The 15,330-nt window shown below is 73.6% G+C and carries 17 protein-coding genes; 3 read left to right on the top strand and 14 right to left on the bottom strand.

Annotated elements, in window-relative coordinates; all coding sequences use genetic code 11:
• Positions 1-8 precede the first annotated feature (8 nt).
• The 5 genes from trpA to H1226_RS07300 form a co-directional block, all read right to left on the bottom strand.
• A complete protein-coding gene (trpA, locus tag H1226_RS07320; protein ID WP_258348004.1) occupies positions 9-803 on the bottom strand; it encodes a tryptophan synthase subunit alpha in 795 nt (264 codons plus the stop codon).
• Positions 800-2,101, bottom strand: a complete 1,302-nt coding sequence (gene trpB, locus H1226_RS07315) for a tryptophan synthase subunit beta (RefSeq protein ID WP_258348002.1) — start codon at positions 2,099-2,101, stop codon at positions 800-802. The genes trpA and trpB overlap by 4 nt, the downstream gene beginning before the upstream one ends.
• A 163-nt stretch (positions 2,102-2,264) precedes the next feature.
• Positions 2,265-3,077, bottom strand: a complete 813-nt coding sequence (gene trpC, locus H1226_RS07310) for an indole-3-glycerol phosphate synthase TrpC (protein ID WP_224966855.1) — start codon at positions 3,075-3,077, stop codon at positions 2,265-2,267.
• 279 nt (positions 3,078-3,356) lie between these two features.
• The gene (locus H1226_RS07305) at positions 3,357-3,944 is read right to left on the bottom strand and encodes a Trp biosynthesis-associated membrane protein (RefSeq protein WP_258347999.1); all 588 of its coding nucleotides are present in this window, start codon (positions 3,942-3,944) and stop codon (positions 3,357-3,359) included.
• On the bottom strand, positions 3,941-5,503 hold the full coding sequence (locus H1226_RS07300) for an anthranilate synthase component I (protein ID WP_224959546.1): 1,563 nt from the start codon (positions 5,501-5,503) through the stop codon (positions 3,941-3,943). Before H1226_RS07300 ends, H1226_RS07305 begins: the two co-directional genes overlap by 4 nt.
• Before the next feature lie 93 nt (positions 5,504-5,596).
• Between H1226_RS07300 and H1226_RS07295 the strand changes: the two genes are divergently transcribed.
• A complete protein-coding gene (locus tag H1226_RS07295) occupies positions 5,597-6,364 on the top strand; it encodes a TetR/AcrR family transcriptional regulator (protein WP_258347998.1) in 768 nt (255 codons plus the stop codon).
• Between the two features lie 231 nt (positions 6,365-6,595).
• On the opposite strand, the gene hisI is transcribed toward H1226_RS07295, so the two are convergent.
• From hisI to H1226_RS07260, 7 genes are all read right to left on the bottom strand, one after another.
• Complete coding sequence (gene hisI / locus H1226_RS07290; protein ID WP_258347997.1) at positions 6,596-6,937, bottom strand: phosphoribosyl-AMP cyclohydrolase; 342 nt, start codon at positions 6,935-6,937, stop codon at positions 6,596-6,598.
• Positions 6,934-7,707, bottom strand: coding sequence for an imidazole glycerol phosphate synthase subunit HisF (hisF, locus tag H1226_RS07285; RefSeq protein WP_258347996.1), 774 nt, complete (start codon positions 7,705-7,707; stop codon positions 6,934-6,936). The genes hisI and hisF overlap by 4 nt, the downstream gene beginning before the upstream one ends.
• Positions 7,708-7,792: 85 nt before the next feature.
• Positions 7,793-8,524, bottom strand: a complete 732-nt coding sequence (priA, locus tag H1226_RS07280) for a bifunctional 1-(5-phosphoribosyl)-5-((5-phosphoribosylamino)methylideneamino)imidazole-4-carboxamide isomerase/phosphoribosylanthranilate isomerase PriA (RefSeq protein ID WP_224959554.1) — start codon at positions 8,522-8,524, stop codon at positions 7,793-7,795.
• 46 nt (positions 8,525-8,570) lie between these two features.
• Positions 8,571-8,750, bottom strand: coding sequence for a hypothetical protein (locus tag H1226_RS07275; RefSeq protein ID WP_224959556.1), 180 nt, complete (start codon positions 8,748-8,750; stop codon positions 8,571-8,573).
• Between the two features lie 19 nt (positions 8,751-8,769).
• Entirely contained in the window at positions 8,770-9,399 is a 630-nt protein-coding gene (gene hisH / locus H1226_RS07270) for an imidazole glycerol phosphate synthase subunit HisH (protein WP_258347995.1), read from the bottom strand.
• 9 nt (positions 9,400-9,408) lie between these two features.
• A complete protein-coding gene (locus H1226_RS07265; protein WP_373690024.1) occupies positions 9,409-10,338 on the bottom strand; it encodes a transketolase family protein in 930 nt (309 codons plus the stop codon).
• Entirely contained in the window at positions 10,335-11,045 is a 711-nt protein-coding gene (locus H1226_RS07260; RefSeq protein ID WP_258347994.1) for a thiamine pyrophosphate-dependent enzyme, read from the bottom strand. Before H1226_RS07260 ends, H1226_RS07265 begins: the two co-directional genes overlap by 4 nt.
• A 243-nt stretch (positions 11,046-11,288) precedes the next feature.
• Between H1226_RS07260 and H1226_RS07255 the strand changes: the two genes are divergently transcribed.
• Both H1226_RS07255 and soxR read left to right on the top strand, forming a co-directional pair.
• Positions 11,289-12,545 carry a helix-turn-helix domain-containing protein gene (locus tag H1226_RS07255; RefSeq protein WP_258347993.1) on the top strand — a complete coding sequence of 419 codons (1,257 nt, stop codon included), beginning with the start codon at positions 11,289-11,291 and terminating at the stop codon, positions 12,543-12,545.
• A gap of 27 nt (positions 12,546-12,572) precedes the next feature.
• Positions 12,573-13,031: a redox-sensitive transcriptional activator SoxR gene (soxR, locus tag H1226_RS07250; RefSeq protein WP_224959564.1), complete on the top strand. Its 459-nt coding sequence runs from the start codon at positions 12,573-12,575 to the stop codon at positions 13,029-13,031.
• On the opposite strand, the gene H1226_RS07245 is transcribed toward soxR, so the two are convergent.
• Together H1226_RS07245 and H1226_RS07240 are read right to left on the bottom strand one after the other, a co-directional pair.
• A complete protein-coding gene (locus H1226_RS07245; protein WP_258347992.1) occupies positions 13,028-13,711 on the bottom strand; it encodes a response regulator in 684 nt (227 codons plus the stop codon). The two genes, soxR and H1226_RS07245, sit on opposite strands and share 4 nt — an antisense overlap.
• Entirely contained in the window at positions 13,708-15,303 is a 1,596-nt protein-coding gene (locus H1226_RS07240) for a sensor histidine kinase (RefSeq protein WP_258347991.1), read from the bottom strand. Before H1226_RS07240 ends, H1226_RS07245 begins: the two co-directional genes overlap by 4 nt.
• Positions 15,304-15,330: the final 27 nt, after the last annotated feature.

Below are 15,330 nucleotides of genomic sequence, written 5' to 3'. Positions count from 1 at the left end.
CGGGTGCTTCAGCGGGAGCGGACTCCCCGGCCCAGTTCGGCGGCGATCTCGCGGACGCCCGCGGGACCGTCCTGCTCGGCGCGGTTGATGAACGCGGAGCCGACGATGACGCCGTCGGCGAACTTCGCGACCTGCGCGGCCTGCTCGCCGGAGCGGACACCGAGGCCGACCCCGATCGGCAGGTCGGTGTGCGCGCGGGTGCGCCGCACGAGCCCTTCCGCCTGGTCGCCCACGGTGTCGCGCGCCCCGGTCACGCCCATCACCGAGGTGGCGTAGACGAACCCGGAGCTGGCCTTCGCCGTCATCGCCAGCCGCTGTTCCGTGGAGGACGGGGCGACCAGGAAGATCCGATCCACGCCGTGCGCCTCGCTGGCGGACATCCAGTCGTCGGCCTCGTCCGGCACCAGGTCCGGGGTGATCACGCCGAGCCCGCCCGCGGCGGCCAGGTCGCGGGCGAACGCGTCCGGCCCGTACTGGTGCACCGGGTTCCAGTAGGTCATCACCACGGCGTGCTTGCCCGCGTCGGCGACCGAGGACACCACGTCGAACAGGTCCCGGATGCGGAACCCGGCGCGCAGCGCCACGTCCCCGGCGGCCTGGATGGTCGGCCCGTCGATCACCGGGTCGGAGAACGGGACGCCGACCTCCACCACGTCGCAGCCGGGCGCGTCGTCGGTACCGGCGAGCATGCCCGCCAGCAGCTCCTTCGATCCCTCGACCGTGGGGTAGCCGGCGGGCAGGTACCCGATCAGCGCCGCTCGGTCCTCGGCGCGGCAGGCCGCGAACACCTCGTGCAGGCTCACCGCTCCGCCTCCCCGTCTGCGTCGTCCGCCACCGGCTCGCCCGACTCGTCGACGAGGCCGAAGTACTTCGCGGCGGTGTCCATGTCCTTGTCGCCGCGGCCGGACAGGCTCACCAGCAAGGTGGCGTCCGGCCCCAGCTCGCGGCCCAGCCGCAGCGCGCCCGCGAGGGCGTGCGCGGACTCGATGGCCGGGATGATGCCCTCGGTGCGGGAGAGCAGCCGGAACGCCTGCATCGCCTCGTCGTCGGTGACGGCGACGTACTCGGCGCGGCCGGCGTCCTTCAGGTACGAGTGCTCCGGCCCGACGCCCGGGTAGTCCAGGCCCGCGGAGATCGAGTAGGCCTCGGTGATCTGCCCGTCCTCGTCCTGCAGCAGGTAGGAGCGGGCGCCGTGCAGCGTGCCCGGCGTGCCCTTGGTGAGCGTGGCGCCGTGCTCGCCGCTGTCCAGCCCGTGCCCGGCGGGTTCACAACCGACCAGCCGCACGCCCGGATCGTCGATGAAGCCGTGGAAGATGCCGATGGCGTTGGAGCCGCCGCCCACGCACGCCACCACCGCGTCCGGCAGGCCGCCGAACTGCGCCAGCGACTGCTCGCGGGCCTCCTCGCCGATGATCTTGTGGAAGTTGCGGACCATCACCGGGAACGGGTGCGCCCCGGCCGCCGTGCCCAGCAGGTAGTGGGTGTCCTCGACGTTGGCGACCCAGTCCCGCAGCGCCTCGTTGATCGCGTCCTTCAGCGTGGCCGAGCCGTTCGCCACCGGCCGCACCTCGGCGCCCAGCAACCGCATCCGCGCCACGTTCAGCGCCTGCCGCTCGGTGTCGACCTTCCCCATGTAGATCACGCAGTCGAGGTCGAGCAGCGCGCAGGCGGTCGCCGTGGCCACGCCGTGCTGGCCGGCGCCGGTCTCGGCGATGACGCGCCGCTTGCCCATCCGCTTGACCAGCAGCGCCTGCCCCAGCACGTTGTTGATCTTGTGGGAACCGGTGTGGTTCAGGTCCTCGCGCTTGAGCAGGATCCGCGCCCCGCCCGCGCGCTCGCCGAACCGCTTCGCCTCGGTCAGCAGCGACGGGCGGCCCGCGTACTCCCGCAGCAGCCGCGCCAGCTCGTCCACGAACTCCGGGTCCAGCTGCGCCTTCTCGTACTCCGCGGCCAGCTCGTCCTGCGCGGCGATCAACGCCTCCGGCATGAACCGGCCGCCGTAGGGGCCGAAGTGGCCCCGCTCATCCGGGTCATGCCCCTCGGGCACCGGACGGCCCGGCCGATGCGCGCGGTCGTGCTGCGCGTCGTGCACCGTCGCCATCTAGGTCACCTCTCTAGTAGTCCTCAGCCGCCGGGGATCCGGCCGCGCGCCGCGGCGGCACCGCACCGCGCGTCACCCACCCCGGGTTCCCGGCACGGGCGCCGCGACACCGGCCGCGCCCGGGCGGTGCGCCGAACCCGACCGGTGGCCGGGCCCGGCTCGATCAGCGGCTGGGCCGCGGGCAGGCCGGGTGCGAGCCGGCCGTCACCAGCTGGGTCACCGCGACGCGCGGGTTATCGCTGGTCACCAGGCCCTCGCCGACCAGCACCGCGTCCGCGCCCGACCCGGCGTACGCCATCAGGTCGCTCGGGCCGCGCACCCCGGACTCCGCCACCTTCAGCACCTCCGGCGGCAGGCCGGGCGCGATCCGCCCGAAGACCTCGCGGTCCACGTCCAGGGTGTGCAGGTTGCGGGCGTTGATGCCGATGACCTTCGCCCCGGCCTCCAGCGCGCGGTCCGCCTCCTCGGCGGTGTGCACCTCGACCAGCGCGGTCATGCCCAGCGACTCGACCCGGTCCAGCAGGGCCTCCAGCGCGTTCTGCTCCAGCGCCGCCACGATCAGCAGCACCATGTCCGCGCCGTGGGCGCGCGCCTCGTGCACCTGGTACGGGCTGACCACGAAGTCCTTGCGCAGCAGCGGAGTCGCCGGGACCTTCAGGCGCACCGCGTCGAAGTCCGCCAGCGAACCGCCGAAGCGGCGCTGCTCGGTCAGCACGCTGATCACCCGCGCGCCCGCCTCCGAGTAGTCCGCGGCCAGATCGGCCGGTTCACCGATCTCCGCGAGCTCACCCTTGGACGGGCTCCGCCGCTTCACCTCCGCGATCACGCCGACACCGGGCGCGCGCAGCGCGGCCAGCGCGTCGTGCGGCGGTGGCGCCGCAGCCGAACGCTGCTTGATCTCGTCGAACGGAACGGCGGATTCGCGGAGGGCCATGTCCTCGCGAACGCCTTCGATGATGGATTCCAGAACGCTCACTCGAACACCTCGCCACGCGTGCCCCGAACACTCGCCCGCAGGTCTCGAAAATCGTCAATGACGCAGACGAACTCATCGCGCTCGATCACGACACTCCCCTTCCCGCCGTGCCGTTCGCATGGCCGATGCTAACCCCGCGCGGTGCGGCCTCCGCCCAAGGGGTCGGTACAACGTCCCTGCACAGCAAGGACCTTCGTCCCTTGCCGACTCCGATCGCAGGACTCCCCACCGCCACCCGGACGTACCCGAACCGGTGCCGGGACCACGGTGCGCGCGCCGCTAGCGCTCGTCCGTCGGGTCGGCTCCCTCGTCCAGGGCGTCCCACAGCCTTTTGTCCGGATCGGTGGACTTCCGCTTCTCCGCACCCGGCGCCGAGTACCGCGCGCCCATCGCGGGCATCCGGCCGGCGCGCACCGCCACCAGCGCTCCCGCCGCGAGCAGCGCCAGCCCGGCCAGCACCACCAGCAGCGGCCCGAACGGCGCGGCGGACGGCTCGCCCACCGGCTCACCGCCCGACGGAACCCCCGGCGGCACGAACTCGGCCGCCGCGGCGAACCACCACGTGCCCGCCCGCCACAGCAGCAGCGCGCCGCCGAACAGCGTCAACGCGCCGACGACGCGGCGCAGCAGGCCACCGGTCGCCAGCACCGCCGCCACCGCGGCCAGCGCGGCCAGCGCCAACGGCACCAGCTCCGGACGCGCCACCGCGCCCGAAGCCACCGCGTCCACCTCGCCCGAGAACGGGGTGCGGTACTGCCGCGACGCCCAGGTCAGCGCGCTCGCACCCCACAGCAGCCCCGCGGCCGCCACCAGCAGCAGCACCACCGACCACAGCAGCCGCGCCGAGGTCTCGCGCTGCGCCGTCACACCCGCTCCGCGACGTCCGCCGGGCGCGTGTCCGGGGCGCGCAGCGTCTGCGCGGTCGCGACCGCGGTCAGCACCGCCTTCGCCTTGTTCAACGACTCCTGGTCCTCCGCCACCGGGTCCGAGTCGGCGACGATGCCGCCGCCCGCCTGCACGTACGCCATCCCGTCGCGCACCAGCGCGGTGCGGATCGCGATCGCCGTGTCGGCGTCCCCGGCGAAGTCCAGGTAGCCCACCACCCCGCCGTACTGGGCGCGGCGCGTCGGCTCCAGCTCCTCGATGAGCTCCAGCGCCCGCGGCTTCGGCGCGCCCGACAAGGTGCCCGCCGGGAAGCACGCGGTGACCGCGTCGAACGCGGTGCGGCCCTCGTCCAGGGTGCCGGTGACCGTGGAGACCAGGTGCATGACGTGGCTGTAGCGCTCGATCCGGAAGAACTCGACCACGTGCACCGAGCCCGGGCGGCACACCCGGCCCAGGTCGTTGCGGCCCAGGTCGACCAGCATCAGGTGCTCGGCCCGCTCCTTCTCGTCGTTGCTGAGCTCCTTCTCCAGCCGCGCGTCCTCGTCCTCGTCGGCGCCGCGCCAGCGGGTGCCCGCGATCGGGTGCGTCGTCGCCTGGCCGTCGCGGACCGTCACCAGCGATTCGGGGCTGGATCCGACGATGTCGAACGGGCTGCCGCCCTCGGGGTCGGCCAGCCGCAGCAGGTACATGTACGGGCTCGGGTTCGTGGTGCGCAGCACCCGGTACACGTCGAGGGCGTCGGCGCTGGTCTCCATCTCGAAGCGCTGCGAGACGACGACCTGGAAGGCCTCGCCCGCGCGGATCGCCTCCTTCGCCGCCTCCACCGCCCGGTGGTGCTCCTCGGGGGTGCGGCGGCGGGTGAACTCCGGGGCGGGGCGGGAGAACGCGGCCACCGTCGGCGCCGACGGCGTGCACAGCCGCTCGGTCATCTCGTCCAGCCTGCGGACCGCGTCGTCGTAGGCGGCGTCCACCCGCTCCGGGCTGTCGTCCCAGTTCACCGCGTTCGCGATCAGGGTGATCGTGCCCTCGTGGTGGTCCAGCGCGGCCAGGTCGGTGGCCAGCAGCATCACCAGTTCGGGGATGCGCAGGTCGTCCTCGGTGAGCTCCGGCAGCCGCTCCAGGCGGCGCACCGCGTCGTAGCCGAGGTAGCCCACCATGCCCCCGGTCAGCGGCGGCAGGCCCGGCAGCGGGTCGGTGCGCAGCAGCCGCACCGTCTCCCGCAGCGCCTCCAGCGGGTCACCACCGGTCGGCAGGCCCACCGGCGGCGTGCCCGTCCAGCAGGCCTCGCCGTCGCGCGCGGTCAGCGCGGCCGCGCTGCGCACCCCGATGAACGACCAGCGCGACCAGGAGCGCCCGTTCTCCGCCGACTCGAACAGGAACGTGCCCGTCCGGTCGCCCGCGAGCTTCCGGTACACCCCCAGCGGGGTCTCGTCGTCGGCCAGCAACCGCCGCACGACGGGGATGACCCGCCGCCCGGCGGCCAGGTCGCGGAACTCCGCGCGGTCCGGGGTGATGCTGCCGATGTCGCCGTCGCCAACCATGTCCACATTGTGCCGACCCCGCACCGGGCGCGTCGCAGCGGTCGGGCGGCGGGCTTTTGCGGCCCGCACCCGGCAGCGACGAAGATGGCGGGGATGAACAGCGGCACCGGCGATCCCGGCGGCACCGGCCGTGGGAGCGACCACGACGACCACGCCGACCTCGGGGACCACGACGACGACCTCGACCACGCCGACCTCGGGGAGCACGGCGGCTCCGGGGACAGCGGTGACCCCGGCGCGCCGGGTCCTCGCGGCGAGCACGACGGCCGGAAGCGGCGCGGGCGCCGCGCGGGCGGGCAGGACACCCGGGCCGCGCTGGTCGCCGCGGCCCGCGAGGTCTTCGCCGAATCCGGTTACAACGACGCGACCGTGCGCGTGATCGCGACCCGGGCCGGCGTCGACCCGGCGATGGTCAACCACTGGTTCGGCGGCAAGGAGGCCCTGTTCACCGCGGCCGTGCACATCCCCGTCGACCCCACCACCGTCATCCCGGAACTGCTGGCCGGGGACCGGGAGCAGCTCGCCGAGCGCGTGCTGCGCCGGTTCCTCGGCGCGTGGGACGCGGCGGGCGGCCGGGCGTTCGCCGCACTCGTGCGCAGCGTCGCCTCGCACCGCTCGGCGGTGCGGATGCTGCGCGAGTTCGTCGCCACCGTGATCATCGACCGGCTGGTCCGGGAGCTGCGGATGGACCGCCCGGAGCTGCGCGCCGCGCTCAGCGCCTCGCAGATCATCGGGCTCGGCATCACCCGCTACGTGGTGGAGCTGGAGCCGCTGGCCTCCGCCGACCACGACACCGTGGTGGCCGCGGTGGCCCCCAACCTGCAGCGCTACCTCACCGGCGACCTGACCCCCCAGGACTGACCACGAGGGACATCGCAACACCAGCACCGGAGGCCGGTTTCCTCGTCCTGTCAGCGGCAAAGCCGCTGAGCCGCCGACCACCAGAGCAAAAGGACCACCCGCGGGTTCTCAGCTGTTTCCTCGCGAGGACAGCTTTTTCTCCTGTGGCGGAGCCACCGGTGAAAAAGATCCCGCAGCGAGGGAATAGCTGAGGTTCCGCCACCCCAGTGCTAAACAACAAGACCCGAACGGTCAATCAAGAAGCACGTCCGCGTCGAAGCAGGTGCGGTCACCGGTGTGGCAGGCCGCGCCGACCTGGTCGACGACCAGCAGCACCGTGTCGCCGTCGCAGTCCAGCCGCACCTCGTGCACGTGCTGCACGTGTCCCGAGGTCTCGCCCTTCATCCAGTACTCCCCCCGGCTGCGGGAGAAGTAGGTGCCGCGGCGGGTGGTGAGCGTGCGGTGCAGCGCCTCGTCGTCCATCCACGCCATCATCAGCACCTCGCCGGTGCCGCGCTGCTGCGCGACCGCGGCCACCAGGCCGTCGGCGTTGCGCTTGAGGCGCCCGGCGATCGCCGGGTCCAGCTCGCTCATCGGACGGTGATCCCTTCCGCGCGCATCGCGTCCTTCACCTCGCCGATCCGCAGCTGGCCGAAGTGGAAGACGCTGGCCGCGAGCACCGCGTCCGCGCCGGCGCGCACCGCGGGCGCGAAGTGCTCGACGGCGCCCGCGCCACCGCTGGCGATGAGGGGGACGTCGACGCGGGAGCGGACCGCGCGGATCAGCTCCAGGTCGAAACCGGCCTTGGTGCCGTCGGCGTCCATGGAGTTCAGCAGGATCTCGCCGACGCCGAGCTCCTGGGCGCGCTCGGCCCACTCGACGGCGCAGATCCCGGTGCCGCGGCGGCCACCGTGCGTGGTGACCTCGAAACCGGACGCGGTCGGCTGCCCGCCCTCCGGCACGCGGCGGGCGTCGGCGGAGAGCACGACGCACTGCGCGCCGAACCGGTGCGAGGCCTCCCGCAGCAGTTCGGGGCGGGCGATGGCGGCGGTGTTCACGCTCACCTTGTCGGCGCCCGCGCGCAGCAACCGGTTCACGTCCTCGGCGCTGCGGACCCCGCCGCCGACGGTCAGCGGGATGAACACCTGCTCGGCGGTGCGGCGCACCACCTCGAACGTGGTCTCCCGGTCCCCGGAGGACGCGGTGACGTCGAGGAAGGTGAGCTCGTCGGCGTGCTCCGCGTCGTAGGTCTTCGCCAGTTCGACCGGATCGCCCGCGTCCCGCAGGTCCGTGAAGTTGACACCCTTGACGACCCGCCCGGCGTCGACGTCCAGGCAGGGGATCACTCGTACCGCGACGCCCATGCCTCCAGCGTAGGCCGTGCGCGGCACCCGCCGGGGCACCGGGTCGCCCGGCGGCGCGGGTGCCGCACCGCCGGGTCCGGCCCGATCAGGACACCGCGGCGAGGGCCTCTTCGAGGGTGAAGTTCCCGGCGTACAAGGCCTTGCCGACGATGGAGCCCTCCACGCCCAGCGGCGCCAGTTCCGCCAGCGCTCGCAGATCGTCCACACTGGACACCCCGCCGGAGGCGACCACGGGCGCCTCGGTGCGGGCGCAGACCTCGCGCAGCAGCTCGGTGTTCGGACCCTGCAGCGTGCCGTCCTTGCTCACGTCGGTGACGACGTAGCGGCGGCAGCCCGCGGCGTCCAGCCGGGCCAGCACCTCCCACAGGTCGCCGCCGTCGCGGGTCCAGCCGCGGGCCGCGAGCCGGTGGCCCTCCTCGGTGATGCGCACGTCCAGGCCGACGGCGACCTGCTCGCCGTGCTCGGCGACCACGCGGTCCGCCCACTCGGGGTTCTCCAGCGCCGCGGTGCCCAGGTTCACCCGGTGGCAGCCGGTGGCCAGCGCCGCCTTCAGCGAGTCGTCGTCCCGGATGCCGCCGGAGAGCTCCACCCGCACGTCGAGCCGCCGCACCACGTCGGCCAGCAGCTCCCGGTTGGAGCCGCGGCCGAACGCCGCGTCCAGGTCCACCAGGTGGATCCACTCGGCCCCGGCGCGCTGCCAGGCGAGGGCGGCCTCCAGCGGATCGCCGTAGGAGGTCTCGGTTCCGGCGGCGCCCTGGACCAGGCGGACGGCCTGGCCATCGGCCACGTCAACTGCGGGAAGAAGCGTGAAAGTCACGCGGCAACTGTATCTGGCGGCCTGGTGCGGGCCGTGCGGCGCGGGGTCAGCGGTGCCGGTCGCCGGAGCGGGCCGCGGCGATCACGGGGACCAGCAGCGCCAGTACCGCGAGCACCAGCACCAGCCACGCGGGCACGCCCGCCTCGACCAGGTACGTGGAGCTGAAGCCCGCGACGACGCCCACGGCCAGGACCAGGGCCACGACCCGGGTGCCGCGCGGGTTCATCAATCCGTGGCGGCGCACGTCACAGCGTCCCGAGCCAGTTGCGCAGCAGGCGGGAGCCCGCCTCGCCGGACTTCTCCGGGTGGAACTGCGTCGCCGAGAGCGGGCCGTTCTCCACCGCGGCGACGAACGGTTCGCCGTGCTCGGACCAGGTCACCTTGGCCGGGGCGATCGTCTCCGACTCGGGCAGTTCCCAGCGCCGGGCGGCGAAGGAGTGCACGAAGTAGAACCGGGTGCCCGGCTCCATCCCGGCGAACAGCACCGAGTCGGCGGGCGGCGCTACCTCGTTCCAGCCCATGTGCGGCAGCACGTCCGCCTGGAGCCGTTCGACGTCGCCGGGCCACTGGCCGCAGCCGTCGGCCTGCACGCCGTGCTCCACGCCGCGGTCGAACAGCACCTGCATGCCCACGCAGATGCCGAGCACCGGGCGCCCGCCGGCCAGCCGCCGATCGATGATCTTGTCCCCGCCCGCGGCGAGCAGACCTTCCATGCAGGCCCCGAACGCGCCGACGCCGGGCACGACGAGCCCGTCGGCCTCGACGGCGGCGTGCGCGTCCGAGGTCACCCGCACGTCGGCGCCCGCGTGCTCGAGAGCGCGTTCGGCGGATCGCAGGTTGCCGGAGCCATAGTCCAAAACGACGACGCGTGCCACGCCGCCAGGCTACCGGCCGCTCGTGGCGAGGAATCCGCGGATCGACCGGGCGAGGCCCGCTGGGTCCAGCCCGTGCGCGGCCTCGTGCTCGTCGGCGGTGCCGTAGGCGCGCAGTTCCGCGTCCCGCCGCACGCCCAGCCCGAGCACCCGGTGCGGCAGGTCGGCGAGCGCGGCGTTCGCGGCCGCCGTGGAGGTGTCCCGCAGGTAGGGCTCGACCAGCACCACGTCCGGGGTCGCGGCCAGCGCCGCCGATCGCAGGCCCGCGGCGTCGAAGGGCCGGACGGTCGAGGCGTAGAGCACCGCCACGTCCAGCTCGGCCGTCGCCGCGAGCACCGGCCGCAGCATCGGCCCCACCGCGAGCACCACCCCACCTCGCCCCTCGCGCACCACCCGGAACCGGCGGCCCACCGGCAGCGGCGCCGCGTTGGTGCGCTCGCTCATCCGCAGGTACACGAGGTCGTCGGTGAGCAGCGCCGCGCTGAGCAGCTCGGCGAACTCCCGCGGGTGCCCGGGCACGTGCACCGTCCAGTCCGGCAGCGTGTCGAGCAGAGCCACGTCGCCGGGCGCCATGTGGGTGCGGCCCGCGGCCGGGTAGTCGTAGGACGCGCCGGTGCTGACCAGGACCGCGCCGACGCCCTGGTGGTTGAGGTCCAGCTTGAGCTGCTCGAACGGCCGCTCCACCAGGAACGGCGCGATCGAGTGCACGACGGGCCGCATCCCGGTGAGCGCGAGCCCGCCCGCGACGCCGATCAGCGCCTGCTCCCGGATGCCGACGTTGATCACCCGGTCGGGGTGCCGCGAGGCGGCGGCGGTGAACCGGTCGGCGGAGATCTCGGCGAGCACCACCGCGAGCCGCGGGTCCACGTCGAGGGCGGCGCCGACGAGGTCGGTGAACTCCTCGCGCATCGGACGGGTGCGCGGTTCGGTCGGGGCGGTCATGCGAACTCCTTCGGTTCCACGCGGGCGATGACGGCGAGCGGCTGGTCGGGCCGGGTGTCGGTGAGGGCGCGGTGCAGGGCTTCGTGGTCCCGGCCGTCGACGGAGTGCGCGGCCCAGCCCTCGCGGGAGAAGCGCTCCGCGATGCCGCCCGGCCAGCCGTGCGAGTCGGAGGCGTTGTCGACCACGACCGCGGTCAGCTGCCCGGTCCCGAAGCGGCCGGCGACGGCGATCGCCTCGTGGTTGCTGCCCTCGCCGAGTTCGGCGTCGCCGACGAGGACGACGACGCGCGGGCGGGTGCGGCCCCGCGCGCGCAGCCCGAGGGCGGTGCCGAGCGCCAGCGGCAGGCCGTGGCCGAGGGAGCCGCTGCCGATCTCCACGCCGGGCACGAGCAGCCGGTCCGGGTGCTGGCCGAGGCGGGAGTCGAAGCTGCTCCAGCCGTCGAGTTCGGCGGGGTCGAGGAAGCCGTTCGCGGCGAGCACCGCGTAGTAGGCCATCGGCCCGTGCCCCTTGGACAGCAGGAAGCGGTCCCGGTCGGGGTCGTCGGCGTGCGCGGGGTCGACGTCGAGGACGCGGTCGTAGAGCACCCAGAGCACGTCGAGGGTGGAGGTGGCGGCGGGCGAGTGCTTCTCGTCGCCGGACATCCGGGCGAGCAGCGCGGGCAGCTCCGGGTGGCCGAGCCCGGTTCCCGCTGGGGTGGAGGTGGTCATGCGGACAGCCTCGAACTTCGAGTTAGCTCGAAGTCAAGCGGCGCTCGGCGGCGGTGTCCCCGATTCACCGATTGAAAACGAATTTTCTTCACGTTGAACCGGATTCAGCCCACCTTCGTATTCACCCGAATTGCCGGTTGGGGTCGAGCGGAGCCGCTCATTACAGTTCCTACTCATTAGTAGTAACTTTTCCGGCGGCGCCTCCCGGACCCGACCGGCGCCACCCGACAGGAGAAGAAGATCATGCTGACGAGGGCGGCCCGCACCGGCGCACCGGATCCGTGGGCGGCACTGCCCAGCGAACTCGCCCCCATCCTGCGGCCCGAGATGAGCAGCCTCGCCACGCAGATCCTCACCGAGATCCAACTCCGGATCCCCGAATACGCCCGGCCCATGGACCAGAAGTACGTGCACGCCATCCGCCGCGGCGTCGAAGAGGCCCTCGGCCAGTTCGTCGACCAGATCGCCGATCCCACCGCACCGCAGGAACGCTGCGCCGAGGTGCACCGGGCGCTCGGCAAGGCCGAGATGCACGAAGGCCGCAGCCTCGACAGCCTGCAGGCCGCCTACCGGCTCGGCGCCCGCCTCGCCTGGCGGCGCACCGCCCGCATCGGCGAACGCGCCCGCATCGCGCCCCGCACCATGCTGCTGCTCGGCGAAGCGATCTACGCGCACATCGACGAGCTGGCCGCCCGGTCCGTCGAAGGCTTCGCCGAAGCGCAGGCCCGCGCCGCCGGCACCCGCGCCCGGCGCCGGCGGCGGCTGCTGGAACTGCTGCTCACCGATCCGCAACCACCGCGCCGGATCCTCGCCGAAGCCGCCGAAGCCGCGCACTGGACGCTGCCGCGCACCCTCGTCGTCGCCGCCCTCGAACGCGTCGACGGGCAGGAGCAGCGCAGCAACCCGCTCAGCCGCCGGGAAGCGCTCCTCGACCTCGAAAGCGGCCACCCGCACCTGCTCGTGCCGTGTCCCGACGACGACGCGGACGACGAACCGCCGTGGGAGCAGCAGCTCGCGGGCTGGCGGGTCGCGCTCGGGCCCCGCGTCGAACTGCACCGCGCACCGCACGCGCTGCGCTGGGCGCGCAAGCTCCTGGAGCTCTCGCACGCCGGACTCGTGCCGGAACGCCCCGTGCTGCGCTGCGAGGACCACCTCTCGCACCTGCTGCTGCTCAGCGACGAGAACCTGACCCGGCAGGTCGTGCACACCCGGCTCGCCCCGCTCGGCGGGCTCAAGCCGAAGCAGCAGGTCCGGCTCGCCGACACCCTCCTGGCGTGGCTGCAGACCCGCGGCGGCGCCCCCGAGGTCGCGCACCGCCTGCGAGTGCACCCGCAGACCGTGCGCTACCGCCTGCACCAGCTCGAAGACCTCTTCGGCGACGCGCTCACCGACCCGCAGGCGCGGTTCGAGCTGGAGATCGCGCTGCGCGCCGCGGGACGCCTGCTCAGCTACGGCGCGCTCGTCCCGGAGCCGGCCGGGAACGGCAGGAGTTCGACCTAAGGTGAACTCCGCGGCTACCTTGGGAGCATGTCCGCACTTCCCGCGCTGCTCACCATCGGCGAGGTCGCCCACCGCAGCGGAGTCGCCCAGACCGCGCTGCGCTTCTACGAGCAGCGCGGCCTGATCACCTCCACCCGCACCAGCGGCAACCAGCGCCGCTACGGGCGTCCCGTGCTGCGCAGGCTCGCGTTCATCCGCGCCGCCCAGCGCGTCGGGCTCAGCCTGGAGCAGATCTCCGACGCGCTCGCCACGCTGCCCACCGACCACGCGCCCACCAAGGCCGACTGGACGCGGCTGTCCCGCTCCTGGCGCGACGAGCTCGATGCGCGCATCGACGGGCTGCAGCGGCTGCGCGACCGGCTCAGCGGCTGCATCGGCTGCGGTTGCCTGTCGCTGCGCACCTGCACCCTGAACAACGCCGACGACCAGATGGCCGCGCAGGGTCCCGGCTCGCCGCTGCTCACACCGTCCGCCGACCGGTCCTAACCGGAATCCTCGGCCCAGCGGTAGAACATCTCCGGGCGCCCCACCCCGCCGTAGCGCGGCTCGCGGCCCGCCATCCCGTTGTCCACCAGGTACTCCAGGTAGCGCCGGGCCGTCACCCGCGACACCCCGGCCAGCTCGCCCACCGCACCCGCGGCGGCGCCCTCCCGGTGCGCCCGCAGCGCCGAGACCACCGCGGCCAGCGTCTCCTCCCCCATGCCCTTCGGCAGCGACGCGCGGTCCACCCCGCGCAGCGTGGAGAACGCGCGGTCGATCTCGCTCTGCCCGCTGGCCTCCCGGTCGTGCCCGAGGCTCTGCCGGAAGCGGGCGTAGTGCTCCAGCTTCTCCCGCATCGCCGCGAAGGTGAACGGCTTCAGCAGGTACTGCACGACGCCGCTGGCCACCGAAGCGCGCACCACGCGCAGGTCCCGCGCCGAGGTCACCGCGATCACGTCGGCGTTGCTGCCCGCGTTGCGCAGCGCCCGCGCCACCGCCAGCCCGTCCATGTCCGGCAACCGCAGGTCCAGCAGCACCAGGTCCACCTGGGTGTGCTCCAGGAACCGCAGCGCGTCCTGCCCGGTGCGGGCGCGGCCGGCCACCTCGAAACCGTCCACCCTGGACACGTACAGCTCGTGCGCCTCACCAGCGACCGGGTCGTCCTCCACCACCAGCACCGAGATCACGAGCGCACCTCGGTCAACGGGATCCGCACCTCGAACCTGCCGCCCGGACCGGCACCGACCCGCACCGACCCGCCGTAGCGGCGCACGCTGCGCCCCACCAGCGCCAGGCCCAGCCCGCGACCCGGGCGCTTCGTCGACCAGCCGCGCTCGAACACCGACCCGGCCACCGCCGGATCCACCCCGGGCCCGTTGTCCGACACCACGATGGACAGCTCCTCCTCGTCGGAGCGGATGCTCACCTCGACCCGCGGGGCGGGCACCTCGAACGTCGCCTCCACCGCGTTGTCGATCAGATTCCCCAAGATCGTCACCAGATCGCGCGAACCCACCCGGTCCAACGCGCGATCGTCGACCGCGCTGCCCTCCGACAGCACCACTTCCACACCCCGCTCCCGCGCCTCCGCGCTCTTGCCGAGCAGCACCGCCGCCAGCACCGGCTCCCCCACCGCGCCCACCACGCGATCCGTCAGCTGCTGCGCCAGCTCCAGCTCCGCGGTCGCGAACCCCACCGCCTCCTCGACCCGCCCCAGTTCGATCAACGACACCACCGCGTGCAACCGGTTCGCCGACTCGTGCGCCTGCGAGCGCAGCGACTCGGAGAACCCGCGCATCGAATCCAGTTCCCCCGTCAACGCCTGCAACTCGGTGTGGTCGCGCAACGTCACCACGCTGCCCAGGTCGCGGTCGCCGCTGCGCACCGCGGAGACGTTCACCAGCAGCACCCGGTCCTCGGTCACGTGCACCTCGTCGCGCACCGGCTCCCGCTCGGCGAGCGCCTCCACCAGCGGCTCCGGGAAACCGAGGTCCGCGAAGCGGGTGCCCTCCGCCTCGGCCGGGTCCGACCCCAGCAGCACCGCCGCGCCATCGTTGCACAGCGTCACCACACCGGACGGCGCCACCAGCAGCAGGCCCTCGCGGACCGCGTGCAGGATCGCGTCGTGGTATTCGTACATCCGGCTCAGCTCCGCCGGGGTCAACCCGTGCGTGTGCCTGCGCAGCCGGCGCGACACCAGGTACCCGGCCACGCCGCCGAACAGCAGCGCCACCGCGCCCACCCCGGCCAGCACCAGCAGCTGCCCGCTCAGCTCGGCGGTGAGCACCCGCACCGTGATGCCCACCGACACCAGCGCCCGCACCCGGCCCGAGTCGTCGAGCACCGGGACCACCACCCGCACCGACGGGCCGAGGGTGCCCTCGTAGGTCTCGGTGAGCGGCCTGCCGTGCTGAGCCGCACCGATGTTGCCGACGAACCGCTTCCCGATCAGCTCCGGGTTCGGGTGCGTGTAGCGCATCCCCGAGGGATCCATGATCGTGATGAACCCGACGCCGGTCGCCGTCCGCACCCGCTCCGCCCACGGCTGCAAGGTGCGCGGCGGATCGCCACCGGTGACGGCCGCCAGCACTCCGGGGTCCACCGCCAGGGTGTTCGCCACCGCGGCGACCTCGTCCGCGGCGGCCTCCTCGGTGCGGCGCTCCGCCTCGACGTAGCCCAACGCCACCCCGCTGAGCACCACCACCGCGACCACGACCACTTGCAGCACGAACAACCTGGCCGCGAGGCTGGCGCGGCCGATCCGCCGGAAATAGGACATGACGTTGCTGTTGCTCCCGCATGAACT

Origin of the sequence: Saccharopolyspora gregorii, assembly GCF_024734405.1 — a bacterium.
Taxonomy (GTDB): Bacteria; Actinomycetota; Actinomycetes; order Mycobacteriales; family Pseudonocardiaceae; genus Saccharopolyspora_C; species Saccharopolyspora_C gregorii.
This window is presented reverse-complemented; position numbering and strand designations above follow the sequence as displayed.

Bases quoted from the DNA above. Each gene is read 5' to 3' on its own strand.
- trpB (WP_258348002.1), bottom strand. From the start codon at position 2,101: ATGGCGACGGTGCACGACGCGCAGCACGACCGCGCGCATCGGCCGGGC.
- H1226_RS07300 (WP_224959546.1), bottom strand. From the start codon at position 5,503: ATGGTTGGCGACGGCGACATCGGCAGCATCACCCCGGACCGCGCGGAG.
- H1226_RS07295 (WP_258347998.1), top strand. From the start codon at position 5,597: ATGAACAGCGGCACCGGCGATCCCGGCGGCACCGGCCGTGGGAGCGAC.
- hisI (WP_258347997.1), bottom strand. From the start codon at position 6,937: ATGAGCGAGCTGGACCCGGCGATCGCCGGGCGCCTCAAGCGCAACGCC.
- hisF (WP_258347996.1), bottom strand. From the start codon at position 7,707: ATGGGCGTCGCGGTACGAGTGATCCCCTGCCTGGACGTCGACGCCGGG.
- H1226_RS07275 (WP_224959556.1), bottom strand. From the start codon at position 8,750: ATGAACCCGCGCGGCACCCGGGTCGTGGCCCTGGTCCTGGCCGTGGGC.
- H1226_RS07265 (WP_373690024.1), bottom strand. From the start codon at position 10,338: ATGACCGCCCCGACCGAACCGCGCACCCGTCCGATGCGCGAGGAGTTC.
- H1226_RS07260 (WP_258347994.1), bottom strand. From the start codon at position 11,045: ATGACCACCTCCACCCCAGCGGGAACCGGGCTCGGCCACCCGGAGCTG.
- H1226_RS07255 (WP_258347993.1), top strand. From the start codon at position 11,289: ATGCTGACGAGGGCGGCCCGCACCGGCGCACCGGATCCGTGGGCGGCA.
- soxR (WP_224959564.1), top strand. From the start codon at position 12,573: ATGTCCGCACTTCCCGCGCTGCTCACCATCGGCGAGGTCGCCCACCGC.
- H1226_RS07240 (WP_258347991.1), bottom strand. From the start codon at position 15,303: ATGTCCTATTTCCGGCGGATCGGCCGCGCCAGCCTCGCGGCCAGGTTG.